Below are 26,291 nucleotides of genomic sequence, written 5' to 3'. Positions count from 1 at the left end.
GAAGAGGCGGATTATCAGCGGTGTTGGGTGGTGCGGCCGAGCGCGGGCCCGGCGGTTGCGGTGAGGACGAGGGCGGCCGCCCCGCAGCCGATCAGCTGCAGGACGATCGGGTCCGCACCGGTCAGCAGCCCGACGCTCTCGGCGATCGCGGCGGCCAGACAGATGAGGGCGGTGCTCCAGCTGAACCCGAAGGCGTTCAGCAGCAGCGCCAGCCAGAGCGAGCCGCCCAGGAGCAGCATCGCGCCGAGCTGCGGCACGCCGAGCGACGGGGCGCCCGGCCACAGCACGGTCGCGGCGGCGTCCAGCGCGGCCACGGTGGTGAGGTAGATGAACAGGCAGCCGAGCAGGATCCCGCCGGTGCGGCGGGTGAACTGCCCGGTGGTGTGGCTGGTGCGCAGCGCGGCCACGGCCATCGCCCGGTAGCGGAACAGCAGCCACTCGGCGAGGCCCAGGCTGAGCGTCAGGGCGATCATGGCCGGGCCGGTCGGGGTGGTCCGCACCTCGTGCACGGCGTGCGCGCCCTGGGCCGCGGCGTGCACCGCGGGGCCGGCGGTCCGGACGGCCTGGTGGATGGTCTCGCCGAGCCCGGCGATCAGCGTCAGCGCACCGCAGGCCAGGCCGAACAGCAGGTGCGGGACCTCCTGGCGGATCGGCAGCCTCAGCTCCACGCCGTCCCGTTCGCCGCCGCGGGCCGCGACCAGCAGCTCCCGGACGGCCAGGCCGACCGCGAGCACCACCGAGGCGAGCAGCACGACCGTCCGGACCAGCTCCGGGACGTCGACCGCCAGCACCACGCCCGCGCCGACCGAGGCCGGGGCGAGCGCGAGCAGCAGGAACTTCTCCCGCCCGAGCACCAGCAGCGCGGTGGCGGCCGCCAGGTAGCAGGACTGGCCCGCGGCGAACCACAGGGCGCCGAGCGGACCGCCGACCACGTACGCGGACGCGGCGGCCAGCAGCGCGCCGACCGGCGCGCCGACGGCCAGGCAGACCGCGGCGTCCCGGCGGCGCAGCCGGCTCAGCCAGCGGTACGCGCGGTGCGCCAGGGCCTGGTTGAAGCCCCAGCTGACCAGCGTGGCGATGGACAGCGCGAGCATGCCCGAGGGCAGGCCGAAGCGCATCCGGGTGGTGGCGAACAGGTTGGCACCGAGCAGGTAGCCGAGCCCGGGCAGGGCGAACACCAGGCCGCGCACCACGCAGCGCCAGGGATCGGCCCGCCAGGGGTTGGCGAACTCGGAGCTCGGGCCGGGGTAGCGGCGCTCGACCTTCTCGAACAGCTCCTCGGCGACGGTGAACGCGTCGGGGCGGCCGTACAGCAGCGCGGCCTGCTCGTCGGAGAGGCCGTCGGACTCCAGGAAGGCCGCGATCTCGTACGGGTGGACGGCGTCGGCGCAGACGTCGCGCAGGCGCTCGGCCAGTTCGTCCAGCGGGTCGTCGGAGAGGCCGAGCTGTTCGGCGGGGTCGGGCTCGGCCGACGGTGCGGGGCGGCGGAGCTTCAACGGCAGGGTGCGCAGCTGCATCGTCCGCTCCGCGCCGCCCTCGTCGGGAACCAGGCGGATGGGACCGCTCATGCGCCCACCTCGCGGAACGCGCACCTGCTGACGGTTCGCTCGTTCACGCGCCCACCTCGCTGGGCTCGGGGCGGGCGGCGGCCAGCTGCTGGTCCCAGTCCGGGCTGGGGACGGCGTCGGTGACGGCGACCATGCCGCCGGGCATCCAGCGGGCGGTGCCCAGGAGTTCGGTGTAGATGCCCCGGAAGCCGTCGATGTTCTGGCGGAGCGTGAACTGCTCGATGACCCGCAGTCGGGCGCCCTCGCCGAGCCGGGCGCGCCGCGCGGGGTCGCGCAGCAGCTCGATCGCGGCGGCCGCCATCGGCTCGGGCTCGCGCGGCGGGACGACCAGTCCGGTGTCGCCGACCGCCTCGCGCACGCCGCCGACGTCGGTGGAGACGGTGGCGCGGCCGCAGGACATGGCCTCGATCAGGGTGAACGGGAAGCCCTCGCTGATGCTGGAGAGCATCACCACGTTGCCCGCCGCGTACGCGTCGGTGATGTCGGCGACGCGGCCCTCGAAGGCCACCGAGTCGGCGATGCCGAGCTCGGCGGCCAGGGCTATGCAGCCGTCCCGGTACGCCTCGCCGCCCTTGGGGGTGCCCCCGAAGAGCCGCAGCCGCGCCTCGGGGATCTCCTGGTGGACGATGGCGAAGGCCCGGATCAGCGTCTCCAGGTCCTTGATCGGGTCGACCCGGCCGGCCCAGCTGAGGGTCGGCGTCTCGGGTTCCGGCCCGGCGGGCGGGAAGGCGGCCGGGTCCACGCCGTTGTAGACGGTGCGGATGTGGTGGGACGGGGTGCCGCCGCGCTCCTCCCAGCGCCGGTTGTACCGGTTGCCGGGGGTGACCAGCGCGGCCTGCCGGTAGCTCTCCTCGGCGAGCATCCGGTAGAAGCCGAGCAGCAGGGCCTTGACCGGCCAGCGGTACGGGCCGGTGCGGTAGCCGAGGTAGCGCTCGCGCAGGTAGATGCCGTGCTCGGTGAGCAGGAACGGTACGCCGTACTGCTGGGCGGCGATCAGCCCGGGCAGGGTGGCGAGTCCGCCGCTGGCCGCGTGGGCGACGCCGTCGGTGGGCGGGTCGACCGAGAGCGGCCGCAGCGCGTGCTCCAGGAGGTCGGTGGCGTTCAACGCGTCGTGCAGGGTGGGCCGGGAGACCGCGGTGGGCAGGTAGTCGCGGGTCCACACGTGCTGGAGGGTGCGCAGGGCGCGCTCGCTGCGCAGCGCCGGGCTGAGCAGCCCGCGCCGGGCGAGGTCGGCGAAGCCGTACAGCTCGGTGCCGAAGTGGGTGGTGTAGACCGGGTCGAGGATGGAGTGCAGGAAGCGCTCGTACGCGTTGAGGAAGCGGCGCATCTCCTTGCCGCGCGGCGCCCGGGCCTCGGAGGCCGGGCCCCACAGCGGTGCGGTGGTGACCGACCGTACGTTGGCGGGCAGCTCCCAGGCCAGCGGTTCCTGGCCGGTTCCGGTGACGGCGATGACGTCGAAGTCGACGTCCGGCATGCCCTGGACGAGCTGGTCGCACCAGACGCTCACGCCGCCGTGCTGGTGCGGGTACGTCCCCTCGGTGAGCAGGGTGACGCGCATCTCCTGTCCCCCCTCCTGTTCTTGCGTCGGTTGTCCGGCCTGGGTGGCCGGAGCGGGAGCCGTGGCGGGGCCGGGCCAGGCGACCGGCCCGACCCCGCCACGGGGTGCTACGGATTACCGGTTGCCGGGGCGTCCGGTGGTGGTGGTGCCGTGCGAGGCCGTCCCCCCAGAGGCCTTGCCGGAGCCGTTCTGGCCGTTACCGGCCGGGGCACCGTTGCCCTGGGTCTTCGCGCCCTGGACGACGTCCTTGCCGGGCACCGGGGTGCCGCTGCCGGGGACGAGGGACTGGGCGGGCTTGCGGGTGACGTCGCCCGGGCCGGCCGGGACCGGGGTGGCGACGCCCTGCGGCACGACCTTCTTGTCCGTCGGCGCCGGTGCCGGGACGGACTTGGCGGCCACGTTCGGGGCGACGGCGGCCGGGGCGGCCGGCGCACTGCCGGACGGGAGCTGCAGGGTGATGCCGCTCTGCAGGGCGCCCGGGGACGCCCAACCGGAGAGCGTACCGGCGTAGGACGAACCGAAGGCGGCCGTTCCGATGGCCATCTTCTGAGCAGTTCCGGTCGGCATGGTGGCCTGGACCTGAACACCGGCGGGCGCGTTGACCGTGACGGTGTTGCCGATCTTGTAGGCGGTGACCTGGCCGGCGGCGACCGCCTTGTCCCAGGCCGCGCGCTTCTGGAACTCCTGGCCGATCTCGCGCTCGCCGAGGTTCACGATCGGGGCGTTGTCGGCGTACAGCGAGCGGTAGGTGCCGAGGATCTTCTCCAGCACCGGGTACAGGATGCGGTCCTCGGAGAGGTTCGACTGGTGCACGAAGTGCGGGCGCGGGTCGTTGCTCAGCACGTGGCCGAGGTCGATCCGGGCCTCCAGCGGCACGATGTACGACTGGTAGCCGGTGGTGGTGTCCAGCGGCGCGGGCAGGCAGGTGGAGTTGGCGTTGTTCTCGCAGACGCCGCTGCCGCCGTTGGCCTTGCTGGTGTAGATCCAGTTGTACTCGTCGGCCTCCTCCTTCGCCGAACCGGCGTTGTAGAAGACGTTCATCGGGTACCGCGGCACGGTCAGCGTGGACGAGCCGACGGCCCGCTGGGCGGGCTCGCGGGAGGCGTCGCTGCCGGTGAACTTGATGCCGTTGGCGACCAGCGCCGGCGCCAGGTTCGGGTTGTCGCTGGTCTCCTGCGGGGCGGTGAGCAGACCGGAGTGCTCACCGGTGACGAGCACCTGCGGGTCGACCTTGAGGCCGTTGGTGGCGGCCCAGTCGAAGTTCTGCTTGATCTGGGTGGAGATGGTGTTCTGGTCGGTCCAGACGGTGTTGCCGGACGCGTCCTTGGTGCACTTCCACGGGACCACCGAGACGTCCTGCACGCAGCCCAGGTAGGGGTGGGTGTAGGTGTGGTTGACCCAGCGGTAGCTGGTCTGGTCGGTGATCATCTGGGTGGCGGTCGGGTCCACCGTGGTCTGGTGGTCGGACTTCCAGTCCTCGCTGCCGCCACCGTTGAACACCATGTCCAGGGTGAAGTTGTTGGCGGTCTGCCACTGCTTGAGGTACTGCGCGTCGGCGGGGGTCATCCGGATCGGGTTGGCGGTGTCCGGGGTGCCGGGCGGGCAGGTGACGTCGCCGGGGGTGCACTTGAGCGCGGTGTCCCAGCGGTCGTCGGCCAGGAACACGTCGTCGACGTGGGTGGCGAAGTAGTTGCGGTCGTAACCGAGGTGGACGCCCTGGGTGATCCAGTCGACCATGCCTCGGGCCAGCAGCCGGTACTGCTGCTGGTACTGGTTGTAGACGAAGGTGACGACCAGTTCCTTGCGGCCGTCGTGGGTGTACTCACCGACCAGCGAACCGCGGCTGGTCGAGTCGGGTATCGCCGCGTCGACCAGCGGGACGAAGGAGGCGCCGGACGGCAGGTTGGCGAGTGGGGTCGCCAGGTAGCCGTAGCTCTCGCTGACCTTCGGGTCGTTGTCCTCGAACGGGACGCTGCCCTTGAGGTACCCGAACGGGCCCGAAGTTCCGGCCGTGGTGGTGGCGGCCTGGAATCCGTCGAGGGTCCCGACGAATCCCGGATTCTGGGCGTAGTTCAGGCCGACGGCCGGGCTGGCCCAGGTGTAGGCGTCGATCTGCCGGACGTTGAAAGCCGCTTCGTAGGTGGCGATCGCGGTCATCTCGGCGGCGCTGTTCGGGAAGGGGTTTTCGTTGGGCAGCACGATGCCCTGGTACTTGCCCCGGGGGAGCCCGTTCACCGTGTCGCTCAGGAAAGCGGCGTTGATGACGGGGCGGTTGGTGTCATTGAGGCTGACGACCTTGTAGGGCGTGCCCTGGCTCTTGAGCTCGGCGGTGATCGCGGCGACCGACGGGCCTCCGTCGTCGATGACCAGGATCGTGAGGTCGATCCTGGGCGGCGTGGTGTCGCCGTGGGCCAGGGTGGTCTGCAGGCCGCTGGCCAGCAGAACTGCCGCTGCGCAAGCGGCGACTCTTCGGGTCGCTCGACCCATGTCTGATCCTCCCCTTGGGTCAGGCGCCGCGCTGCTTCGGCGCTCGCCTGCCCGTGTAGCTGTTCGCGGGCAGCAGGCTGCCCGGCGCCCATCCTGGTCGAGGGTCGGCAGTCCGGGGGACCAATTGGGCGATAGTGCAGCGAACCTGTTACCAACGTTCATGGTGAAGCCATGGAGGCGCTGATTGTGACCGTAACCGGACCGCTCGCGCAAATAATGAATTGAAAATGAAAAACCGGAAGCCGACTGCTACAGCTGGTTACCGACTGTGCGCCTCGCACGGCCCCGTGCGGCACCTACACTGTCGTCGTTGCGCATGACACTCTTGCACATCCTGCCGCTCCAATGGGCAGGTTCATGCAATATCGGGCGCCGCTGTGCCATGTGACAGTCCGAATATGCAATGGAGGTCGCGGGTGGTCGATCGTCAGATCGCGTCCGAGCGAATCGGGGACGCACGGAATGCGCGCCCGGAGCCCGCCGGAACCATCCTGGTCGGCCGCAGTCTCGGGCTGCGCGGTGCGGTCAACGCCCGCGATCTGGGCGGGTACCGGACGGCCGGCGGAGGGGTGCTGCGGGCCGGCATGGTCCTGCGCAGCGATGGTCTGAACCGTGTCACCGCCGAGGACCTCGACCCGCTGGGCGCGCTCGGCCTGCGCGCGGTGGTCGACCTGCGCAGCGCCGACGAGGTCCGCGAGGCCGGTCCGGACATCCTGCCGGGCGGTGTGACGGCGCACCATCTCCCGCTGCTGGCAACAGACTTCGACATCCACGCGACGCTGCGCGGCGCCCTGGCGGAGCGCAGCCCGGACAAGCAGCGCGCCCTGCTCGGCGACGGTCGGGCGGCCGCCATGATGACCGGCCTCTACCGCTGGTTCGTCACCGACCGGGAGGCCCGCGAGACCTTCGCCGCCCTGCTGCGGCTGCTGGCCGCCCCGGACGGCGTGCCGCTGCTGTTCCACTGCTCGGCGGGCAAGGACCGCACCGGCTGGGCCGCGGCGCTGCTGCTGACCGCGCTGGGTGTGGACCGCGAGACCGTGCTCGCCGACTACCTGCTCACCAACGAGCGGGTCGCGGCCGTGGTCGAGCTGGTGCTGGCGGACTTCGCCGGCCGCGGCCTGATGCGCGAGCCCGAGCTCCTGCTGCCGGTCTTCCGGGCCGAGCGCGACTACCTGGACGCGGCCTTCGCGGAGGTCGCGTCCGGCTGGGGCGACTTCGCCGCGTTCTGGCGCGAGGGGCTCGGGCTGGACGACCGGGTGCTGGCCGGGCTGCGCGCCAACCTGCTGGACGGCGACGGAAGTTGAACCCGCCGCCGTCGGCGGTCAGCCCTCGTTTCAGCCTTCGTTGATGAGCCCCGCGCGGAGCTGGGTCAGCGTCCGGGTGAGCAGGCGGGAGACGTGCATCTGGGAGATCCCGATCTCCTCGCCGATCTGCGACTGGGTGAGGTTGCCGAAGAACCGCAGCATGATGATCCGGCGCTCGCGCGGCGGCAGCTTGGCCAGCAGCGGCTTGAGCGACTCCCGGTACTCCACGCCCTCCAGCGCGAGGTCCTCGTAGCCGAGCCGCTCGGCCAGCGGCCCCTCGCTGTCCTCCTCGCCGGGGCTGGAGTCCAAGGAGGAGGCGGTGTAGGCGTTGCCCACCGCGAGGCCCTCGACCACGTCCTCCTCGCTGACCCCGAGGCAGGCGGCCAGTTCGGCGACGGTGGGGGAGCGGTCCAGCCGCTGGGACAGTTCGTCGCCGGCCTTGGTGAGCGCCAGCCGCAGCTCCTGGAGCCGTCGCGGCACCCGGACCGACCAGCTGGTGTCCCGGAAGAAGCGCTTGATCTCGCCGACCACGGTGGGCATCGCGAAGGTGGGGAACTCCACCCCGCGTTCCGGGTCGAAGCGGTCGATCGCCTTGATCAGGCCGATGGTGCCGACCTGGACGATGTCCTCCATCGGCTCGTTGCGGCTGCGGAAGCGCGCCGAGGCGTACCGGACCAGCGGCAGGTTGAGCTCGATCAGGGTGTCGCGGACGTAGGTGTGCTCCGCGCTGCCGGGCTCCAGTGCGGCCAGCCGCAGGAAGAGCGAACGGGAGAGCGTCCGGGTGTCCAGCCCGGAGCCGGGCGGTGCCGCGCCGGCGGCCCCGGCGCCGGGCGCTCCCGGGCCGGGCCTCGCGGGGGACGTGGCCCGTTGGAGCGGGATCCGGTCCCCGGCGACCGCCGTACCCTCGGCCTGACCAGCGTGGATCTCCGCAGTGCCCAGCTCTCCGGACATGCACCCACCCCCTCGTGACTGACAGTTGAACGGGGGCCGTCGCACGGAGGTTCCCGGCGGGGGCCCAACCCCCTGCATACCGGAACACGGTGCACGGCAAACCCGAACGTCGCAAGATGTCACGCCGGGGTAACGCGCTGCAATCTCACTCTTCCCAGGAGTTGCCGGTCCGAAGCCTGGTCAGGATCCGTGAGAGCAGCCGGGAGACGTGCATCTGGGACATCCCCAGTTCGGTGCTGATCTGCGACTGGGTGAGGTTGGCGAAGAACCGCAGCATCACGATCCGCCGCTCCCGCTCGGGGAGTTGGACCAGCAGGTGGCGCACCATGTCGCGGTGCTCGACCTCGGCCAGCGCGGCGTCCTCGTAGCCGAGCCGGTCCAGCAGGGCGAGTCCGCCCTCGTGCTCCTGGGCGGCCTCCAGCGAGGCGGCGTTGTAGGCGCGCCCGGCGTCCAGGCAGGCCCGGACGTCCTCCTCGGGGATCCGGAGGCTGGCGGCGATCTCCGGCACCTTGGGGGCCCGCCCGTGCAGCACCGTCAGCTCCTCCATGGCGCCGCTGACCTGGACCCAGAGCTCCTGGAGCCGGCGTGGGACGTGCATGGTGCGGACGTTGTCCCGGAAGTAGCGCTTGATCTCGCCCAGGATGGTCGGCAGCGCGTAGGTGGGGAACTGGACGCCCCGGGTCGGGTCGAAGCGGTCGATCGCGTTGATCAGGCCGATGGTGCCGACCTGGACGACGTCCTCCATCGGCTCGCTGCGGCTGCGGAAGCGGGTGGCGGCGTAGCGGACCAGGGGGATGTTCACCTCGATCAGGGCGGCCCGGACCCGTTCCCGTTCGGGGGCGTCGGGGGGCAGCTCGGTGAGCCGCTCGAACAGCACCCGGGTGAGCGTCCGGACGTCCACGGCGGGGCGACCGCCGGGGCCGCGGAGCCCGTCCGGGCGGAGCTCGCCGGCCGGACTGATGATCGCGGCCAACACCTCGTCCACGGACACGTCCCCCCTCCCAAATCGACAACGGTGGGCCCTGCGGATCGTGTGTCGCGGCTGGTTCGGTACCTCGCCATGTCCGGCAAAACCGGTCATAGCATCACAAGGTGGGCGCAGGTCGGGCAAGCACCCGGTGGAGGTGTGTTGGTGGGCTGCGCGGCCGGTGGCCACCCGGTCGGCGAGGCGCCGCAAGGGTTGTTCCGGGGCAGACGGAGACGCCCCGCCCGGGAGCCGGGCGGGGCGGGCGCGGGCCGTCCGGGGGACGGCGGCGGGGGTCAGACCTCGATGTCGGCGATCACCCAGGTCGCGAACTCGCGCCACAGGCCGGCCGCGGCCTGGTGCGCGGGGTGGGTCAGGTAGGCCTGGAGGGCCGTGCGGTCCTCGACCAGGCTGTTGATCGCGTAGTCGTACGCGATGTCGCGCTCGGTGGTGTTCCAGCCGCACTCCCACTCGCGCAGCTCGGGGACCAGTGCGCCGAGCTCCTCGAACGCCTTGGCGGCGGCGAGCACGCGCTGCTCGTCCTTGGCGACGCCTTCGTCGAGCTTGAACAGGACCAGGTGGCGGATCACGATTGCCGCTCCTTACTTGATCAGACCGGTCATGAAGGTGCCGACCGCCTTGGCCGCGTTCGAGATGCCCTCGAAGCCCAGCTGGACGAGTTCGGCTGACCGGGCCGGTGAGGTGATGATCGAGTAGAGCACGAAGATGAGCAGGAGGGCCATGCCGATCTTCTTCGCCTGCGCCATCGTGACCTTCCTCCCTGCGGTGGGCCGCCGTCATCCGGTCCCCGAGCAGCCCTGCACGGCAGCTTATCCACCGGACGGGCTATCAAGTGTGCGACGCGTTCGCCCGGCGGGACGAAGGTCCCCGCGAGTGGGGCCTTTCTCCGGATGCCCGGGCCGGGGCCGGGCGGCAGGATAGATGACGTGCCGAGGATCTGGCAGGAATCCCCGGCACGTGGATCCGGAGCCCCCGCTGTGGGACCGGTGGTCGCGGCTTCCCCCCTCGCGGCCCCGGTTGTGGGACTCCGCCGGGGGAGCGGTCAGTCCCCCCGAGCCGCTCCCCCTCCAAGGCTCCGTACGAGCCGGGCAATGGTGGTCATCGGCCCGGAGTGCGGAGCCTTCTCCGCGTCCGGGAGCCTTTCCCGCGTCAGGTGGCGCCCCGCCGCCGTCCGGAGCGCGCGAGCGGGCCGCGAACGGGCCGGGGCGCGCAAACGCCGAGGGCCCGTCCGTGATCGGACGGGCCCTCGGGCTTTCGAGCGGTAGCGGTGGGATTCGAACCCACGGTGGAGTTGCCCCCACACACGCTTTCGAGGCGTGCTCCTTTGGCCGCTCGGACACGCTACCGAGGGGAACTCTACCGGACGGGTGGCGGGGTCACGAAATCCTTACCGGGCGGGCCGTCGCCGGGCGGCTCAGCGGTGGGTGTCGAAGAAGGCGCGCAGCTGCTCGCCGCACTCCTCGGCGAGCACGCCCCAGATCACCTCGGGCCGGTGGTTGAGCCGGCGGTCGCGCATCACGTCGAAGAGCGAGCCGGCCGCGCCGGCCTTCTCGTCGAGGGCGCCGTAGACCACCCGGTCGATCCGGGACAGCACGATGGCGCCGGCGCACATCGTGCAGGGCTCCAGGGTGACCACCAGGGTGCAGCCGCTGAGCCGCCACTCCCCGACCCGTTCGGCGGCCTGCCGGATCGCGACCACCTCGGCGTGCGCGGTCGGGTCGCCGACCGCCTCGCGCTCGTTGTGGCCGCGCCCGATCACCTCGCCGTCCGGGCCCAGGACGAGCGCCCCGACCGGGACGTCCCCGGTGGCCGGCGCCAGGGCGGCCTCGACGATGGCGAGGCGCATCGGCGCCGCCCAGCGGTCGCGGACCGGGTCGGGGCGGACGGGGGCGGGCAGCGGGGGGACGTACGGGACGGTCAGCGGGGTGGATGCGGGCTGCATGGCATCCAGTGTCGGGCATCCGGTGGCGGACACCGGTGCGACCGGTGCCGCTACCGGACCGCTTCCAGGATCTCGCCGCAGCCCAGGGCCTCGGCGATCTCCTCCAGGGCGTCGCCCGGCACCGCGCCCTCGCCGCTGAGGGAGAGCAGGGCGTCGGCGGCCAGGCCGAACTCGGTCAGCAGGTGGGCGTCGCCGAGCGGGCCGACCGGGACGCCGCCGTGGGCGTCCGCGTCCTCGTCGTCCTGCTCCTCGGTCTCCGCGTCCTCGTCCAGCAGGTGGTCCAGGTCGCCGAACTCGCTCTCGCCGGCCTGGTCGACCAGTTCGTCGGTGAGGACGGAGCCGTAGGAGCTGCGGGCGGCGGCGGCGCCGTCCGACACGAAGATCCGCGGGTCGTCCTCACCGTCCACCCGGACGATGGCGAACCACGAGTCCTCCTGTTCGATGAAGATCAGGACGCTGTCGTCGTCCTGCGCGCAGGCGCGGGCCAGATCGGCCAGATCGGCCAGGGTTTCGACGTCGTCGAGCTCCGTCTCGCTCACGTCCCACCCGTCCTCGGAGCGAGCAAGCACTGCAGCGAAGTACGCCACCAGGGACACTCCCAAGATCATCGGTCTCGGCTGTCGGCGCGCTCGGGCGGCGCGGAATTCTGGCCGCCCCCGCGCCAGAGGCGGTCCGCTTGTTCGGACCGTCCCATCGGAATCGTGACAGAAAGCCCGCCCTCGCGGGGGGTGTTCGGCAGCGCGTCTTTGCAGGTCGTGTCGGAAGGGCCGGGCGGTGCGGGGAGGAGCCGGGCCGGGGCCGTCCGAAGCCGGTCGAATTTCGGCCGGACCGCCCGGTGGGGCCGCGGTGGGGCGGCGGTGGGGGTGGTCAGATCCGGAAGGTGCGCATCCGCATCGCTTCGCGCATCCGCCGTTCCTTGGTCCGCCGGGGCTGGACGCGCTCCCTCAACTCGCGGGCCTCGGCGAGTTCGCGCAGGAAGACGGCCCGCCGCTTGCGGCGCTCCGTCTCGGTCTCCGGGGGCTCCTGCGGCGGGCCGGCGCGAAGGGCCGGCCCGTCGACGGGCTCGTCGGCCGAGCCGTCCCCGGCCCTCGGGTTGCTCGTCATAAGACGTGACATTCCCAGAACGGCCGGGTTGATACCACAGGAGCCGGTTCCGTCCGGACATTCCTGGCACGTCACGGCGTGTCACCGGAAGGTGACCGCCGCCGGTCGACGGCCTGGCACGGCGTGTCGTACAGGCGTCCAGGACCGGGCTAACCTCGGTACATGCGTCTCCACGTCGTCGACCACCCCCTGGTCGCCCACAAGCTCTCCACCCTGCGCGACGAGCGCACCGACTCGCCGACCTTCCGTCGCCTGACCGACGAGCTGGTGACCCTCCTCGCCTACGAGGCCACCCGGGACGTCCGCACCGACGAGGTGGAGATCACCACGCCCGTGGCGGTCACCCTCGGCACCCGGCTCAGCTACCCGCGCCCGCTGGTCGTCCCGATCCTGCGGGCCGGCCTCGGCATGCTGGACGGGATGACCCGCCTGCTGCCGACCGCCGAGGTCGGCTTCCTCGGCATGGTGCGCAACGAGGAGACCCTGGAGGCCTCCACGTACGCCACCCGGATGCCCGACGACCTCTCCGGCCGCCAGGTCTACGTGCTCGACCCGATGCTGGCCACCGGCGGCACCCTGGTCGCCGCGATCAGGATGCTGATCGAGCGCGGTGCCACCGACGTCACCGCCGTGGTGCTGCTGGCCGCGCCGGAGGGCGTCGAGGTGATGGAGCGCGAGCTGGCCGGCCTGCCGGTCACCGTGGTCACCGCCGCCGTGGACGAGCGGCTGAACGAGAACGGCTACATCGTCCCCGGCCTGGGCGACGCGGGCGACCGGCTGTACGGCACGGCCGGCTGAGCGACCCCCCTCCGAACGTCCGAGAGCCCCCCGGCACTGCGTCTGCCGGGGGGCTCTCCTGGTTCCTGTGCCGCGCCTCAGCAGCTGCCGGTGGCGCTCGGGGTGGGGGAGGGCTTGACGGCCAGGGCGAGGGCCGCGGCCGCCTGGGTCTCGTCCAGCAGGGCGTTGTAGCTGTCGCCGATCACGAAGTCCACGCTGGTGTCGGTACGGGCGTCGGCGGTCACGCTGGCCCCGGCGATCTGGGAGCCCACCAGGGTGCCGGCCGCGACGCCGGTCGGGCCGGCGATCACCTGGGCGGTGCCGGGCACCTTCTTGTCCAGCTCGGCGGGGGCGTTGCCGACCTTGCCGATGGTGAAGCCGCGCTTCTTGAGCTCGTCGGCGGTCCGTCCGGCCAGGCCGGCCTTGGTGGTGGCGTTGTAGACGTTCACCGTGACGGCCGAGGGCTGCGGGACGGCGTGCGGGTCGACCGGCGCGCCGGAGGCCGCGGGGGCGCCCGGGGTGGCGCCCGCCGTCGGGGCGGCCAGCGGCTTCCCGGACGGGGTGGCGCAGGCCTGGGCGGAGGCGTTCCTGTCCTTGCCGCGGAAGATGTCGTACAGCTGGACGCCGCCGAGGCCGATCAGGGCCAGGGCGAGCAGGGCCGCGAGTGCGGCGATCACCTTGCGACTCTTCTTCGGGGGCCGGCCCAGCCGCGGGTAGGCGTTGCCGGTGACGCGGTACTGCTTCCCCTTGAGGCCTTGGGGAGTCAACATGCTCACGGGTCTGTCTCCCCCTCGTGCCGGGGCGGGGTCGGGATGACGGGTGGGCCAGGGCGGGGGGTCCTCCGGGAGCGGGCGGATCCCCTGGTCGCGGCCGTAGTCAGCAGCGTAGTGCCGGACAGCTGTGAAGGTACTAAACGATCATCATCTGGAGTACCCCGGTACCCGAAAGGGGGTACCCGGGTACGCGCGGACCGCCCTCCGCCGGGTGGCGAGGGGGCGGTCCGGAGTCGGCGGAGTGCGGCCGTCAGTCCATTTCCAGGACACGGGCGTGCAGCACCTGGCGCTGCTGCAGCGCGGCCCGTACGGCCCGGTGCAGCCCGTCCTCCAGGTAGAGGTCGCCGCGCCACTTGACCACGTGGGCGAAGAGGTCGCCGTAGAAGGTCGAGTCCTCGGCCAGCAGGGTTTCCAGGTCGAGCTGGCCCTTGGTGGTCACCAGCTGGTCGAGCCGCACCGGGCGTGGGGCGACGTCAGCCCACTGTCGGGTGCTCGTCCGGCCGTGATCCGGGTACGGCCGCCCATTGCCGATGCGCTTGAAGATCACACGGAAAGCCTACCGTTCGGACGGCGCACGGCGCAGCAGCCGTGCCTCCGCCACGCGCACCGGTGCGAGCTGCGCGGGGGCGATTGCGGCTGTTTGATGGGAAATGTCGCGAACATCGCCCGGTCCCGGCCGGGTTCAGGCCCGGCTTCCGACCGCCGATCCCGTCCAGGAGCGTGCACCGATGGACTCCGCCCCCACCCCGACGACCGTCCGGGAGATCGCCGACGGGTACGCCTTCACCGGGCCCGCCCTCGACCTCGGCGCGGTGCTGCTGGACGGCACCGCCTACCCCGACGCGCAGGTGCGCGTCCCGCTCGCGGTCCTCAACCGGCACGGACTGGTCGCCGGGGCCACCGGCACCGGGAAGACCAAGACCCTCCAGCTGATCGCCGAACAGCTCTCCGCCCAGGGCGTGCCGGTGTTCCTCGCCGACATCAAGGGGGACGTCTCCGGCATCGCCGCACCCGGCACGCCCGGCGAGCGCACCGCCGCCCGCGCCGCCGAGGTCGGACAGGACTGGACGCCGCTGGGCTGCCCGGTCGACTTCCACTCGCTCGGCGGGCAGGGCGCCGGCATCCCGATCCGGGCCACCGTCACCAGCTTCGGCCCGCTGCTGCTGTCCAAGGTGCTGGACCTGAACGAGACCCAGGAGTCCTCGCTCAGCCTGGTGTTCCACTACGCCGACCGCAACGGCCTGGAGCTCTACGACCTCAAGGACCTCACCGCCGTCATCGGCCACCTCACCTCGCCCGAGGGCAAGGAGGAGCTGCGCACCATCGGCGGCCTCTCCGCCGCCACCGCCGGGGTGATCCTGCGGGCGCTGACCGTGCTGGAGAACGAGGGCGCCGGGGCGTTCTTCGGCGAGCCCGAGTTCGACACCGCCGAGCTGCTGCGCACCACCGCGGACGGCAGGGGCGTCGTCTCGGTGCTGGAACTGCCCGCCGTGCAGGACCGGCCGCGGCTGTTCTCCACCTTCCTGATGTGGCTGCTCGCCGACCTCTACCAGGAGCTGCCCGAGGTCGGCGACCTCGACCGGCCCAAGCTGGTGTTCTTCTTCGACGAGGCGCACCTGCTGTTCAAGGGCGCCTCCAAGGCCTTCCTGGAGGCGATCACCCAGACCGTGCGGCTGATCCGCTCCAAGGGCGTGGGCATCTTCTTCGTGACCCAGACGCCGCGGGACGTCCCCGCCGAGGTGCTCGCCCAGCTGGGCAACCGGGTGCAGCACGCGCTGCGCGCCTTCACCCCGGACGACGCCAAGGCGCTCAAGGCCACCGTCTCCACCTTCCCCCGGTCCACCTACGACCTCGCGACGGTGCTCACCTCGCTGGGCACCGGCGAGGCCGTGGTGACCGTGCTCTCCGAGAAGGGCGCGCCGACGCCGGTCGCGGCGACCAGGCTGCGGGCGCCCCGCTCGCTGATGGGGCCGATCGAGCCGGGGGCGCTCCAGGCGGCCGTGGACGCCTCGCCGTTGACGGCGCGCTACCGGGACGCGATCGACCGGGAGTCCGCGTACGAGAAGCTGGCGGCCCGGGCGCCCCGGCCGGACGCGGCACCGGTCGGGCCGGCGGAGCCCGAACCCGCGCCCGCGCCCGCTCCGCGGCGGGAGGAACCCCAGGGGGCGGGCGGGCTGCTGGGCTCGCTGCTCAACAACCCGACGGTGAAGTCCTTCGCCCGCTCGGCCGGGAAGCAGCTCGGGCAGGAGATCTCGCGCAGCCTGTTCGGGACGTCCAAGCGGCGGCGCTGAGTTCGGGCGCCGGGCGCCGGGCGCCGCTACCCGGCGAGGGCCGCGCCGATCCGGTCCAGTGAGGACAGCCGCATCAGGCCGTAGTGGTAGAACTCGACCTCGGGGACGCCGAGTCGGCGCAGTTCGGCGAGCTTGGCGGCGAGGTTCTCCGGGCCGTCGCAGTCCGAGGCCATCGGGCGCAGGATCACCGCCATCCGCTCCGGGCGGACGCCGTGCAGGGCGAACGCGGCGACCTTCTCCCGGACTTCGCGCGCGGTCGCGGCGTAGCCGAGGGTCTCGATCTGGTCGGTGGCCCGGGCGAGGGCGGGCAGGTCGATGCCGGACAGCCAGCCCTTGCCGGGGCCGCCGCCGTCCATGAAGCTCAGCCGCATGCCGTGGCGGCGGGCCTGCTCGGTGAGGTCGGCGGCGAGCGCGGTGACGGTGGCGGCGGAGGCGTCCACGTACGCGGCGAAGGCGCCGTCGGCGAGGGTGCTGAGGTCGGCGGGCGCGGCGGCGGCGTGCCGGTCGGCCAGCCGGCGCCGCAGTTCGGCCCGGACGGCCTCGGCGACCCGGTCGGCCGGGACGCCCGTGCGGGTGGCGGCGGCGCGGCAGTGCGGGCAGAAGCAGACGCCGAGCAGGGCCTCGGCGGTCGGGCCCAGCTCCTCGAAGTAGCGCTCGTGGTGGTAGCCGTGGCGCAGGCCGTGGAAGTGCAGGGACTCGGCGCGGATCGCGTCCACGCCGTAGCGGGCGAGCTCCGCCACCAGGGTCAGCGCGTACTCGCGGACCTCGGGGTGGGCCGGGCAGAGCTCGGTGAGGTGGCGGTCGCCGAAGGCGTTGGCCGGGGCGCAGTCGGGGTGGGCGAAGCCGAGCCGGTCGTTGTGGCAGAAGACCGTCCAGGCGTGCAGTTTCAGGCCGCGGCGGCCCGCCTCGGCGGCGGCCTCGGCGAAGGGGTCGCGGTCGCCGATCGCGGTGGACGGCACGGGCGCCAGCCGGCGGCCCTGCCAGCGGGCCGGGTCGGGGCGGAAGTAGGCGGCGCCCGGCTCCAGGTAGCGGATCACCCGGCGGGGGTTGTGCGGGAAGACGTCACGGGCCTCGTGGTAGACGGAGGCCAGGGTGACGCCGCCGACGCCGGCCCGGTCGGTGAGGTTGCCGAAGAAGGTGTCGGCGCCCTCGTCGAGCAGGTCGGTGGCGAAGGCGAGGACGGACGACTCCACGGTGCGGCTCCGGAGCTGGGGGCAGGTGCGCCGTTCACGCTAGCCGCAGGGGTGGCAATGGTCTATACCTGGCGGGGCCGATCGGCCGAGGGCGCCCGCTCGGCCGGACGGGCCGGACGGGCCGGACCCTAGAGGCCCAGGTCGTCGAGCTCCTTGAGCAGGGCGGCGTTGGGGCTGTCCGGGGCGGGGGTGGAGGCGGGGATGGCGGCCGGGGCGGGGGCCGCGGGCACCGGCTTCGACCGGGCCCGGTCGCGGAGCAGGACGGCGGCGGCCAGTCCGCCGATCAGCCCGCCGAGGTGGCCCAGCCAGCTGACGCCGGGGAAGACCGGCAGCACGCCGATCAGGATCGTCCAGTAGACCGCGGCGACGCCGAGGCCGACGACCGCGTCCAGCACGTTGCGGTCCAGGACGCCGCGCAGCACCACGTAGCCGAGGTAGCCGTAGACCATGCCGCTCGCCCCGGCCGTCACGTGGTTCGGGCTCTCCAGCAGCCAGACCAGCAGCCCGCCGGAGACCGTGATCACCAGGCTCGCCAGCAGGAACTTCCGCATGCCCCGGTAGGCCGCCAGGAAGCCGAGCACGAACAGCGGCCAGGAGTTGGAGACGATGTGGTCCCAGCTGAAGTGCAGGAAGGGCATGGTGAACATCTCGGGCAGGTCGTCCACCCGCTCCGAGCGCAGCCCGTACTCCCTGGACAGGTCGTAGTCGTCCAGCCAGTTCACCACCTGGACCGCCCAGATGACGGCCTGGATCCCGAGCATGGTCAACAGCGCGCGGCGGGAATCCGAGAGCAACTGGGCGAGTTTCGAGGCCATGAGGTCGACTGTAGGGGCCGCCGGATCGGTCGTGCACCCCATTACAGTGACCGATGTCATCCCGACCGTGAGAGGTGCACCCAATGAGTGTTCGCCCGCCGCTGCCGTACGAGTTCCTGCCGCAGGTGCCGTCCTTCCCGCTGAGCAGCGAGGACTTCACCGAAGGCGCCACGCTGGACCGGGAGTTCATCCACGCGGGCGGCAACCTCTCGCCGCAGCTGGCCTGGTCGGACCTGCCGGAGGGCACCCGGAGCATCGCCGTCACCTGCTACGACCCGGACGCCCCGACCGGCTCCGGCTGGTGGCACTGGCTCGCCCTGAACCTGCCCGCCGACACCGTCGAACTGCCGCGCGGCGCCGGTTCCTCGGACGACGCCCTGCCCGGCGCGGACTCCTTCCACGGCCGCAACGACTTCCCCTCCCACCAGTACGACGGCGCCGCCCCGCCGCCCGGAGCCCCGCACCGGTACGTGTTCGCGGTGCACGCGCTGGACGTCGAGAAGCTCGACGTCGGCGCCGACACCCCGCCGGCCCAGGTGGGCTTCCACCTCACCTTCCACACCCTGGGCCGGGCGCTGCTGACCGGCGAGTACGGGGTCTGAGCGGCGTGGTGCCCGGACGTCCGGTCGAGGTCTGGCGGCTGCCCGAGGAGGAGCGGCGGGCCGGCCGCCGGGCCGTGACCTGGACGGTCGGGCCGGACGGGGACCTGGCCGTCCTGCTGGTGCCGGAGGAGTACGCGGCGCCGGCCGGGTCGTGGCCGGCCGTCCGGCTGCCCTACGACGGCGAGGTGCTGGTGGCACCCGGGACGGCCGGTGAGCGGCGGGTGCCGCTCACCGGCGTCGCGGTGCCGCCGGACCACCTGGCGCTGCTGCCGGGCGGGCGGGTGCTGCTGGCGGCCGTCCGGGCGGACCGGGACGGCGAGGAGTGGCTGCCGAACGGCTCCGTGTACGGCCCCGACGGGACGCCGGGGGCGGAACTCGTCCTCGGTGACGACACGGGTGTGCTGGTGACCGACCGGGACGGCCGGATCTGGATGGCCTACGGCGACGAGGGCATCTACGGCGACCACCCGACGGCCACCGCGGGACTGCTGGCCGCCGACGCCCGGGGGCGGGTGGTGTGGAGTCCGACCGGCCTGCCGGCCGACCCGCTGGAGGGCCTGGCCGGTGCGACCGAGGGCCGGTGCGCCTGGCTGGCCTGGTACCCGAGCTCCTCGGGCAGCCACCTCACCCGGGTCGACCCGGCCCACGGGACGTCGGGCACGGTGCCCTGCCCCGCCCGGCAGCCGGTCGGCTTCGCGGTCCGGGGGCGCGAGGGCGTCTTCCTCACCGGGGGCGGCGAGTTGACCTGGCAGCTGCTGGTCGGGAAGGCCTGGAAGCAGACCGCGCGGCGCAAGCCGGACCTGCCCGGCGAACTCGACCGGCAGCGGGCGTACGGGCGGGACGGCGTGCTGTGGTTCCGCCGCGGTGACGGCTGGTACCGGGTGTCGGCCTAGGAATCCGGGAACCTAGGAGCCGTCGTCGGCGGCGTGCGCGGCCCGCGCCGCGACCGTGCGCAGGTGCTCGCGCAGCTCCGGGGGTTCGTGCACCTCGAAGTCGCAGTCCAGCATGAGCAGTCCGGCCGCCATCCACTTCAGCGAGTCCGCGCGGGCGCGCAGCCGGCAGCTGTGGTCGTCGATCGGCTCGATCTCGTAGTCGCCCGTCCAGGGCATCCAGCCGTCGACCTCGGCGGCGGGGCGGTGCACGGTGGCCACCATGGAGCGGGTCGGCGAGCGGCGCAGCCGGTTGGCCACGAACACGGCGGCGTCCTCGGCGGGGAGCGGGCGCGGGGTGAAGCGGGCGCCGGTGGCGAAGGGGTCGGCGATCCGGTCGACCCGGAAGAGCCGCCAGTCGTCCCGGTCCAGGTCGTAGCCGATCAGGTACCAGCGGCGGCCGGTGGAGACCAGGCGTTCGGGTTCGACGTTGCGCCGGGTCTCGGCGCCGTCGCGGGCCCGGTAGCCGAAGCGCAGCCGCTCGTGGTTGGTGACGGCGCCGGCCAGCAGGGTCAGCGCCTCCGGGTCGACGGTCGGGCCGTCCCCGGTGAGCAGCGGCACGGTGGCGGAGTTGAGGGTGCCCACCCGGTGCCGCAGCCGGGCCGGCAGCACCTGGAGCAGCTTGCCGAGGGCCCGTACCGAGGCCTCCTCGATGCCGACCACGGCGTGCCCGGCGGCCGCCCGCAGGCCCACCGCGATGGCCACCGCCTCCTCGTCGTCCAGCAGCAGCGGCGGCATCGCGGTGCCCGCGACCAGCCGGTAGCCGCCGACCGCGCCCATGCTGGCCTGCACCGGGTAGCCGAGCTCGCGCAGCCGGTCGATGTCGCGGCGGATCGTGCGGGGGCTGACGCCGAGCCGCTCGGCGAGTTCGCTGCCGGGCCATTCGCGCGGGGTCTGCAGCAGGGAGAGCAGGTTGAGCAGTCGGGCCGGGGTGTCGGTCATGCCGTCCAGCATGCCGGAGCAAGTGGGACAGCTCCTGACCTACATGGCCGTTACCGTCCTCGATGTGGAGAAGCGGACGAGCGAGGAGAACGGCATGAGTACGGCGGGAGCCGACCGGCGGAGGTGGATCGCGCTGGCGATCGTGATGGTCGCCTCCTTCATGGACCTGGTGGACGTGACCATCGTCAACATCGCCATCCCCAGCATCCAGCAGGACACCGGCGCCTCGTTCAGCGCCATCCAGTGGGTCACCGGCGGCTACGCGCTGGCCTTCGCCATCGGGCTGATCACCGGCGGACGGCTCGGCGACATCCACGGCCGCAAGCGGCTGTTCCTGATCGGGATCACCGGCTTCACGCTGGCCTCCGCGCTGTGCGGTCTGGCCGGCGGCCCGGAGATGCTGGTCGCGATGCGGATCCTCCAGGGCGGGACGGCCGCCCTCATGGTGCCGCAGGTGCTGTCGATCATCCACGCCACCTTCCCGGCGGAGGAGCGCGGCAAGGTCTTCGGGATGTTCGGCGCGGTGGTCGGCCTGGGCGCGGTGTCCGGTCCCATGATCGGTGCGCTGCTCACCGAGTGGAACCTGCTCGGCCTCGAATGGCGGCCGATCTTCCTGATCAACCTGCCGGTCGGCATCGCCGGGCTGCTCCTCGGCCGCCGCTTCATCGACGAGTCCAAGGCCGAGCACGCGCTCAAGCTCGACCTGGTCGGCGTCGCGCTGGCCAGCCTCGGCCTGCTGATGCTGATCTACCCGCTGACCCACGGCCGGGAGGCCGGCTGGCCGCTCTGGGGCTACCTGTCGATGGCCGGCAGCCTGCCGGTGTTCCTGCTGTTCGTGGCGTACGAGAAGGTCAAGACCCGGCGGGACGGCTCGCCGCTGGTCGAGCTGTCGCTGTTCCGGGTGAAGAGCTTCGCGGCCGGGATCTGCGTGCAGCTGGCCTTCGGCGTCGCGCTGGGCATCTTCTTCCTGGTCTGGACCCTCTACATGCAGGTCGGCCTCGGCTGGAGCCCGCTCAAGGCCGGTGCCACCGGCATCCCCTTCTCGATCGCCGTCTCCACGGCGGCCGGGCTGTCGGTGCAGAAGCTGGTGCCGCGCTTCGGGCGCAAGGTGCTCCAGGCGGGCGCGCTGGTGATGGCGGCGGGCGTGCTCACCTACATCTGGGAGGCCGACCGGTACGGGACGGCCATCTCGGCCTGGCAGATGGCGCTGCCGCTGGTCGTGATGGGCCTCGGGATGGGGCTGATCGTCGCGCCGATCACCGACGCGGTGCTGTCCGAGGTGCCGCGCCGGCACGCCGGCTCGGCCTCCGGCCTGATCAACACCGTGCAGCAGGTCGGCAACGCGCTCGGGCTCGGCCTGGTGTCGGTCGCCTTCTTCGGCGCGATGGACGACGTGGTCGCGCCCGACGCGCTGGGGACGGCCTTCGGCGGGGCGTTCGTGCACGCGATGTGGTGGGTCACGGGGGTGCTGGTGGCGGTGTTCCTGCTGATGTTCGCGCTGCCGCGCAAGCGGGCGGTGGCGCCGGTCGAGGCCGGCGGGTCGGAGGGGACCGACGGCTCGGAGCGTCCCGGCGGCCCGGCGGAGACCGGCGGCTCGGATGAGGCCGGCGGTTCGGAGGAGACCGTGGTGGAGCGGCCGGTCCTGGTCTGAGCCCCGCTCCTCCCGGCCCAGGGCCCCGGTCGCACTGCGCGACCGGGGCCCTCACCGCACACTGGGAGGGTCATGGACCGTACGGCGGTGGACTCCTCGGTGCTGCGCTCGGTCGGGTACGACCCCCGGGCGCGGGTGCTGGAGCTGGAGTTCACCGGCGGGCGGGTCTACCGGTACGCGGGCGTGCCGCCCCGGGTGCACCGGGAGCTGCTCGCGGCGGAGAGCCACGGGCGGTACTTCGTACGGTCGGTGCGCGGGCGCTACGCCTACGCGGCGGTGCCGGCCGGCCGGTAGCTTCAACGGGCCCCGGTGACGGCCGCGGTGACGGACCGGGTGGTGGTGCGGGGCTTCGCGGCGGCCTTGGCCTCCTTCGCGGCGCGCTTCGTCTCCTGCTTGAACTCCCGCACCAGGATGAGGGATTCGGGCCCGGTGATGTCGGCGACCGAGCGGTGCGCGCCCTCCTCGCCGTACGCGCCGGCCGCCTCGCGCCAGCCCTCCGGCCGTACCCCGTACTGCTTGCCGAGCAGGGCCAGGAAGATCTGCGACTTCTGCTTGCCGAAGCCGGGCAGCGCGTTGAGCCGGCTGAGCAGCTCCTTTCCGGTGCGGGCGTCCTTCCACAGCGCGGCGGCGTCGCCGTCGTACTGCGCGACCAGGAACTGGCACAACTGCTGGACCCGTTTGGCCATCGCGGCCGGGTAGCGGTGGACGGCCGGTTTGGCCGACAGCAGGGCGACGAACTCCTCGGGGCCGTAGGTGGCGATCTCGTGGGCGTCGAGATCGTCCCCGCCGAGTCGTCGGGCGATGGTCAGCGGGCCGGTGAACGCCCATTCCATCGGGACCTGTTGGTCCAGCAGCATGCCGACGAGCGCGGCGAGCGCGCTCCGTCCGAGCAGTTCGTCGGCCTCGGGCTGCTGGGCGAGCCGGACGGTGACGTTCATGAGGTGGGGCCTCCTCGGAGTTGACGTCGGTCGGCGCCCAGTCTGGATGACGCGGCGTGGGCGGACACCGTCAACACGCCCGTAGCTGGGGAAGTCTTGGTGTTCAAACCCTTGTCAGGCCTGCTTTGTTCGTTGGCGGAGCGGTTGTCGGGGGCTGCTCGCGGGTGCGACGGGAAAATATTTGTCCGTGGCTGTCACATCGGTCGCGCGGGCCGGGTCAGTGCTGTGTCCGACCGGATCCGAGCACATCGGATCGACCACCCACCGAACGGGGAGCACTCCAATGTCCGTCGCCCACACCGTCGTCACCGTCCTCGGCGCCCTCATGGTCGGCTTCTCGGCGTACTCCGTCTTCGCCGGGGCCGAGTACGTCGTGGGACCGCTCGCCGAGTACGGCGTCCCGCGCGCCTGGTGGACCTGGCTCGGCGTGGCCAAGGCCGCCGGCGCCCTCGGCCTGCTGGCCGGCCTCGCCGTCCCGGCCGTCGGCTACGCGGCCGCCGTCGGCATCGTCCTCTACTTCCTCGGCGCCGTGGTCACCGTCGCCCGCGCCCGCGCCTACGCCCACATCCCCTTCCCGCTGATCTACCTGGCCCCGGCCGCCGCCTCCCTCGCCCTCGGCCTCGCCGCCTGACCCACCCCCCCGCCCCCTGGGCCGGCCCACCGCCCGGTCCCGGGGGCGGGGGCATTGTTCCAGGGGCGGGGCATCTCGTATGACTGTTTCGGTTGTGGCGGTGCCGGGAGGTGACGGGGGGTCATTCTTGATCCCCAACGACGTGTCGAGAAAGGCCCGCCGCCGTGAGCCAGCCGTTCGAACTGCCGTCCTTCTACGTGCCGCACCCGGCGCGCCTCAATCCCCATCTGGAGGAGGCACGGGCCCATTCCTCGGTCTGGGCCCGGGAGATGGGGATGCTGGAGGGGTCGGGGATCTGGGACCAGGCCGACCTGGACGCCCACGACTACGGGTTGCTCTGCGCGTACACCCACCCCGACGCCTCCGCCGAGGCGCTGTCGCTGGTGACCGACTGGTACGTGTGGGTGTTCTTCTTCGACGACCACTTCCTCGACATGTACAAGCGCACCAACGACCGCCGGGCCGGCAAGGCGCACCTCGACCGGCTGCCGCTGTTCATGCCCGCCGATCCGGCCGCGCCGGTGCCCGCGCCGGAGAACCCGGTCGAGGCCGGGCTGGCCGACCTGTGGCGGCGCACCGTGCCGGTGATGGGCGAGGACTGGCGGGTCCGGTTCGCGGAGAGCACCCGCAACCTGCTGAACGAGTCGCTGTGGGAGCTCGCCAACATCGACGCGGGCCGGATCGCCAATCCCGTCGAGTACATCGAGATGCGCCGCAAGGTCGGCGGCGCGCCGTGGTCCGCGCAGCTGGTGGAGTACGCCGCCGGGGCCGAGGTGCCCGCGGAGGTGTCGGGCTCGCGGGCGCTGCGGGTGCTGATGGACGCCTTCTCCGACGCCGTGCACCTGCGCAACGACATCTTCTCCTACCAGCGCGAGGTCGAGGACGAGGGTGAACTGAGCAACGGGATCCTGGTGTTGGAGCGCTTCCTGGAGTGCTCGACCCAGGACGCCGCCGAGGCGGTGAACGACCTGCTCACCTCACGGCTGCAGCAGTTCGAGAACACCGTGTTCACCGAACTGCCGGTGCTGTTCGAGGAGGCCGGGCTGGACCCGGCGGGCCGGGCCCGGGTGCTGGCGTACGTCAAGGGGCTGCAGGACTGGCAGTCCGGCGGGCACGAGTGGCACATGCGGTCGAGCCGGTACATGAACGGCGGTGGTGCCGCGGCGACTTCGGCCGGTGGGGCGGGTTCGGCCGGCGGGGTGCCGCCGGGCAGCGGGGGCGGGCTGCCGGGGCTGCCGGGGTTGCCGGGGCTTCCCGGGGCCGGCAACTGGTGGGACCAGTACGCGATCGGCGGGATCGGGACCTCGGCCCTGGACATCCTGCGGAAGGGGGCGGTCGGCGGCGCACCGGCGGGCGGTGGGTTGCCGTCCGGCACCGGGCCGACGGCGGCACCGGCCGTGCGGCGGGCGCGGTCGCACGCGCACCGGCCGTACCGGGCCGTCGGGCCGTCCCGACTTCCGGAGTTCGAGCTGCCGTTCGGTCTCACCCTGAGCCCGCACCTGGACGGTGCGCGGGAGCGGGTGATCGAGTGGGCCGAGCGGGTCGGGCTGCTGGACGCGGCCGTCCCCGGCGTCCCCGGCTCGGGCATCTGGGACGCCGCGTCGATGCGCGACTACGACCTCGCGCTGTGCGCGGCCGGCCTCCAGCCGGACGCCACCGTCGACGAACTCGACGTCGCCTCGGCCTGGTTGGCCTGGGGCACCTGGGCCGACGACTACTACCCGGTGGTCTACGGCCGCACCCGCGACCTGGCCGGGGCGAAGGCCGCCACCGCCCGGCTGCCGCTGTTCATGCCGGTGGACGGCACCCCCGCGCCCGAGCCCGCCAACGTGCTGGAGCGCTCCCTCGCCGACATCTGGGAGCGCACCGCCGCCCCGATGACCGTCGAGGCCCGGGGCCGGCTGCGGGATTCCGTCGAGGTGATGACGGCGAGCTGGATCTGGGAGCTCGCCAACCAGATCCAGAACCGGATCCCGGACCCGGTGGACTACCTGGAGATGCGCCGCACCACCTTCGGCTCCGAGCTCACCACCCTGCTCGCCCGGCTCGGCCACGGCCGGACCGTGCCGGAGGAGGTCTACCGGCACGGCTCGATGCGGGCGCTGGAGAACTCCGCGATGGACTACGGCGCCATGGTCAACGACCTGTTCTCGTACCAGAAGGAGATCGAGTACGAGGGCGAGCTGCACAACATCGTGCTGGTGGTGCAGAACTTCTTCGACTGCGACTACCCCTCGGCGGTCCGGATCGTCGACGACCTGATGCACTCGCGGCTGGAGCAGTTCCAGCACGTCGCGCAGAAGGAACTCCCGGTGATGTACGAGGACTTCGGGCTGTCGGCGAAGGCCCGGGGGCTGCTCGACGGGTACGTGCGGGAGCTGGAGAACTGGCTGGCCGGCGTGCTGAACTGGCACCGGGAGTGCCGCCGGTACCGGACCGAGGACCTGGAGCGGCACTTCGGCGCGGAGCGGGACCTCGCGGGCGCGGTCCGGGACCGGGCGGGGACTGCCCCGGCGGGCGCGAACCCGGCGGGCGCTCCGGCGGCCTCGACCCCGGCAGCCGCGCCGGCGCCTCGGCCCGGCGTGGGTGCGGCCGCGGGGCCGCTCGGCCCGACCGGTCTGGGCACTGCCTCGCTGCGCCCCCCGTTCGGCGCGGCGGCCCCGGCGAACTGACCTGACCCTCCCGGACGGAGCCCTCCTGGACGGAGCCCTCCCGGACGGAGCCCTCCTGGACGGAGCCCTCCCGGACGGAGCCCTCCTGGACGGAGGCGCACCTGGACGGAGGCGCACCCGCGCGGCCAGCCCGCGCGGGTGCGCCGCGTCGTGGCTAGGCTGGCGAGTCGGGGGCCGT

25 protein-coding genes and 1 tRNA gene are annotated in these 26,291 nt (G+C 72.8%); 9 read left to right on the top strand and 17 right to left on the bottom strand.

What is annotated here, in order from left to right; translation table 11 throughout:
• Positions 1 to 14: 14 nt before the first annotated feature.
• The 3 genes from ACFY2K_RS20625 to ACFY2K_RS20615 all read right to left on the bottom strand — a co-directional run bounded on the left by ACFY2K_RS20625 (position 15) and on the right by ACFY2K_RS20615 (position 5,613).
• Complete coding sequence (locus ACFY2K_RS20625) at positions 15 to 1,568, bottom strand: hypothetical protein (RefSeq protein ID WP_375882604.1); 1,554 nt, start codon at positions 1,566 to 1,568, stop codon at positions 15 to 17.
• Between the two features lie 43 nt (positions 1,569 to 1,611).
• The gene (gene pelF, locus ACFY2K_RS20620) at positions 1,612 to 3,126 is read right to left on the bottom strand and encodes a GT4 family glycosyltransferase PelF (protein WP_375882602.1); all 1,515 of its coding nucleotides are present in this window, start codon (positions 3,124 to 3,126) and stop codon (positions 1,612 to 1,614) included.
• Between the two features lie 114 nt (positions 3,127 to 3,240).
• On the bottom strand, positions 3,241 to 5,613 hold the full coding sequence (locus ACFY2K_RS20615) for a hypothetical protein (RefSeq protein ID WP_380523416.1): 2,373 nt from the start codon (positions 5,611 to 5,613) through the stop codon (positions 3,241 to 3,243).
• Positions 5,614 to 6,029: 416 nt separating this feature from the next.
• On the opposite strand from ACFY2K_RS20615, the gene ACFY2K_RS20610 reads away from it, so the two are divergent.
• Positions 6,030 to 6,917, top strand: a complete 888-nt coding sequence (locus ACFY2K_RS20610) for a tyrosine-protein phosphatase (RefSeq protein ID WP_380523417.1) — start codon at positions 6,030 to 6,032, stop codon at positions 6,915 to 6,917.
• A 30-nt stretch (positions 6,918 to 6,947) separates the two neighbouring features.
• Here ACFY2K_RS20610 and ACFY2K_RS20605 read toward each other — a convergent pair whose 3' ends face one another.
• From ACFY2K_RS20605 to ACFY2K_RS20570, 8 genes are all read right to left on the bottom strand, one after another.
• On the bottom strand, positions 6,948 to 7,868 hold the full coding sequence (locus tag ACFY2K_RS20605) for an RNA polymerase sigma factor SigF (RefSeq protein ID WP_380396449.1): 921 nt from the start codon (positions 7,866 to 7,868) through the stop codon (positions 6,948 to 6,950).
• A gap of 145 nt (positions 7,869 to 8,013) precedes the next feature.
• Positions 8,014 to 8,853: an RNA polymerase sigma factor SigF gene (locus tag ACFY2K_RS20600; protein ID WP_375882921.1), complete on the bottom strand. Its 840-nt coding sequence runs from the start codon at positions 8,851 to 8,853 to the stop codon at positions 8,014 to 8,016.
• 275 nt (positions 8,854 to 9,128) lie between these two features.
• The gene (locus ACFY2K_RS20595) at positions 9,129 to 9,422 is read right to left on the bottom strand and encodes a Dabb family protein (RefSeq protein WP_375882594.1); all 294 of its coding nucleotides are present in this window, start codon (positions 9,420 to 9,422) and stop codon (positions 9,129 to 9,131) included.
• Positions 9,423 to 9,434: 12 nt separating this feature from the next.
• Positions 9,435 to 9,599, bottom strand: a complete 165-nt coding sequence (locus ACFY2K_RS20590) for a hypothetical protein (protein WP_188304848.1) — start codon at positions 9,597 to 9,599, stop codon at positions 9,435 to 9,437.
• Between the two features lie 513 nt (positions 9,600 to 10,112).
• Positions 10,113 to 10,199 (bottom strand) — tRNA-Ser (locus tag ACFY2K_RS20585).
• A 68-nt stretch (positions 10,200 to 10,267) separates the two neighbouring features.
• Positions 10,268 to 10,795, bottom strand: a complete 528-nt coding sequence (tadA, locus tag ACFY2K_RS20580; protein ID WP_387713005.1) for a tRNA adenosine(34) deaminase TadA — start codon at positions 10,793 to 10,795, stop codon at positions 10,268 to 10,270.
• A 50-nt stretch (positions 10,796 to 10,845) separates the two neighbouring features.
• Positions 10,846 to 11,403, bottom strand: a complete 558-nt coding sequence (locus tag ACFY2K_RS20575; RefSeq protein ID WP_387713002.1) for a tRNA adenosine deaminase-associated protein — start codon at positions 11,401 to 11,403, stop codon at positions 10,846 to 10,848.
• Between the two features lie 259 nt (positions 11,404 to 11,662).
• The gene (locus ACFY2K_RS20570; protein ID WP_375882586.1) at positions 11,663 to 11,899 is read right to left on the bottom strand and encodes a hypothetical protein; all 237 of its coding nucleotides are present in this window, start codon (positions 11,897 to 11,899) and stop codon (positions 11,663 to 11,665) included.
• A gap of 162 nt (positions 11,900 to 12,061) precedes the next feature.
• Between ACFY2K_RS20570 and upp the strand changes: the two genes are divergently transcribed.
• Positions 12,062 to 12,697: a uracil phosphoribosyltransferase gene (upp, locus tag ACFY2K_RS20565; protein WP_049650159.1), complete on the top strand. Its 636-nt coding sequence runs from the start codon at positions 12,062 to 12,064 to the stop codon at positions 12,695 to 12,697.
• A 77-nt stretch (positions 12,698 to 12,774) separates the two neighbouring features.
• Here upp and ACFY2K_RS20560 read toward each other — a convergent pair whose 3' ends face one another.
• Both ACFY2K_RS20560 and ACFY2K_RS20555 read right to left on the bottom strand, forming a co-directional pair.
• A complete protein-coding gene (locus ACFY2K_RS20560) occupies positions 12,775 to 13,446 on the bottom strand; it encodes a LytR C-terminal domain-containing protein (protein WP_375882919.1) in 672 nt (223 codons plus the stop codon).
• 253 nt (positions 13,447 to 13,699) lie between these two features.
• Entirely contained in the window at positions 13,700 to 13,996 is a 297-nt protein-coding gene (locus tag ACFY2K_RS20555; RefSeq protein WP_014136828.1) for a type II toxin-antitoxin system VapB family antitoxin, read from the bottom strand.
• 181 nt (positions 13,997 to 14,177) lie between these two features.
• On the opposite strand from ACFY2K_RS20555, the gene ACFY2K_RS20550 reads away from it, so the two are divergent.
• Positions 14,178 to 15,740 carry a helicase HerA-like domain-containing protein gene (locus ACFY2K_RS20550; RefSeq protein ID WP_380523420.1) on the top strand — a complete coding sequence of 521 codons (1,563 nt, stop codon included), beginning with the start codon at positions 14,178 to 14,180 and terminating at the stop codon, positions 15,738 to 15,740.
• Positions 15,741 to 15,766: 26 nt separating this feature from the next.
• On the opposite strand, the gene ACFY2K_RS20545 is transcribed toward ACFY2K_RS20550, so the two are convergent.
• Positions 15,767 to 16,933: a hypothetical protein gene (locus ACFY2K_RS20545; RefSeq protein ID WP_380640460.1), complete on the bottom strand. Its 1,167-nt coding sequence runs from the start codon at positions 16,931 to 16,933 to the stop codon at positions 15,767 to 15,769.
• Positions 16,934 to 17,061: 128 nt separating this feature from the next.
• Complete coding sequence (locus ACFY2K_RS20540; protein ID WP_387712998.1) at positions 17,062 to 17,748, bottom strand: rhomboid family intramembrane serine protease; 687 nt, start codon at positions 17,746 to 17,748, stop codon at positions 17,062 to 17,064.
• A gap of 83 nt (positions 17,749 to 17,831) precedes the next feature.
• Here ACFY2K_RS20540 and ACFY2K_RS20535 point away from each other — a divergent pair, with 83 nt between their 5' ends.
• Entirely contained in the window at positions 17,832 to 18,350 is a 519-nt protein-coding gene (locus ACFY2K_RS20535; protein WP_375882577.1) for a YbhB/YbcL family Raf kinase inhibitor-like protein, read from the top strand.
• 8 nt (positions 18,351 to 18,358) lie between these two features.
• A complete protein-coding gene (locus ACFY2K_RS20530; protein WP_387712995.1) occupies positions 18,359 to 19,243 on the top strand; it encodes a hypothetical protein in 885 nt (294 codons plus the stop codon).
• Between the two features lie 12 nt (positions 19,244 to 19,255).
• Here ACFY2K_RS20530 and ACFY2K_RS20525 read toward each other — a convergent pair whose 3' ends face one another.
• Positions 19,256 to 20,221 (bottom strand): helix-turn-helix transcriptional regulator, encoded by a 966-nt coding sequence (locus ACFY2K_RS20525; RefSeq protein WP_387712993.1) that lies wholly within the window; start codon positions 20,219 to 20,221, stop codon positions 19,256 to 19,258.
• 94 nt (positions 20,222 to 20,315) lie between these two features.
• Here ACFY2K_RS20525 and ACFY2K_RS20520 point away from each other — a divergent pair, with 94 nt between their 5' ends.
• Both ACFY2K_RS20520 and ACFY2K_RS20515 read left to right on the top strand, forming a co-directional pair.
• Entirely contained in the window at positions 20,316 to 21,872 is a 1,557-nt protein-coding gene (locus tag ACFY2K_RS20520; protein WP_380523452.1) for an MFS transporter, read from the top strand.
• Positions 21,873 to 21,944: 72 nt separating this feature from the next.
• Complete coding sequence (locus ACFY2K_RS20515; protein WP_375882570.1) at positions 21,945 to 22,166, top strand: KTSC domain-containing protein; 222 nt, start codon at positions 21,945 to 21,947, stop codon at positions 22,164 to 22,166.
• Between the two features lie 2 nt (positions 22,167 to 22,168).
• Here the strand turns inward: ACFY2K_RS20515 and ACFY2K_RS20510 are convergent, their stop codons facing one another.
• Complete coding sequence (locus tag ACFY2K_RS20510; protein WP_380523425.1) at positions 22,169 to 22,810, bottom strand: HhH-GPD-type base excision DNA repair protein; 642 nt, start codon at positions 22,808 to 22,810, stop codon at positions 22,169 to 22,171.
• Positions 22,811 to 23,093: 283 nt separating this feature from the next.
• On the opposite strand from ACFY2K_RS20510, the gene ACFY2K_RS20505 reads away from it, so the two are divergent.
• The gene (locus ACFY2K_RS20505; RefSeq protein ID WP_375882567.1) at positions 23,094 to 23,441 is read left to right on the top strand and encodes a DoxX family protein; all 348 of its coding nucleotides are present in this window, start codon (positions 23,094 to 23,096) and stop codon (positions 23,439 to 23,441) included.
• Positions 23,442 to 23,605: 164 nt separating this feature from the next.
• Positions 23,606 to 26,113, top strand: a complete 2,508-nt coding sequence (locus ACFY2K_RS20500) for a germacradienol/geosmin synthase (RefSeq protein WP_387712990.1) — start codon at positions 23,606 to 23,608, stop codon at positions 26,111 to 26,113.
• Positions 26,114 to 26,291 lie beyond the last annotated feature (178 nt).

Source organism: Kitasatospora sp. NPDC001309, from assembly GCF_042896295.1.
Classification (GTDB): domain Bacteria; phylum Actinomycetota; class Actinomycetes; order Streptomycetales; family Streptomycetaceae; genus Kitasatospora.
Note: the sequence above shows the minus strand (reverse complement) of the source record. Positions and strands in the feature narration are given on the sequence as shown.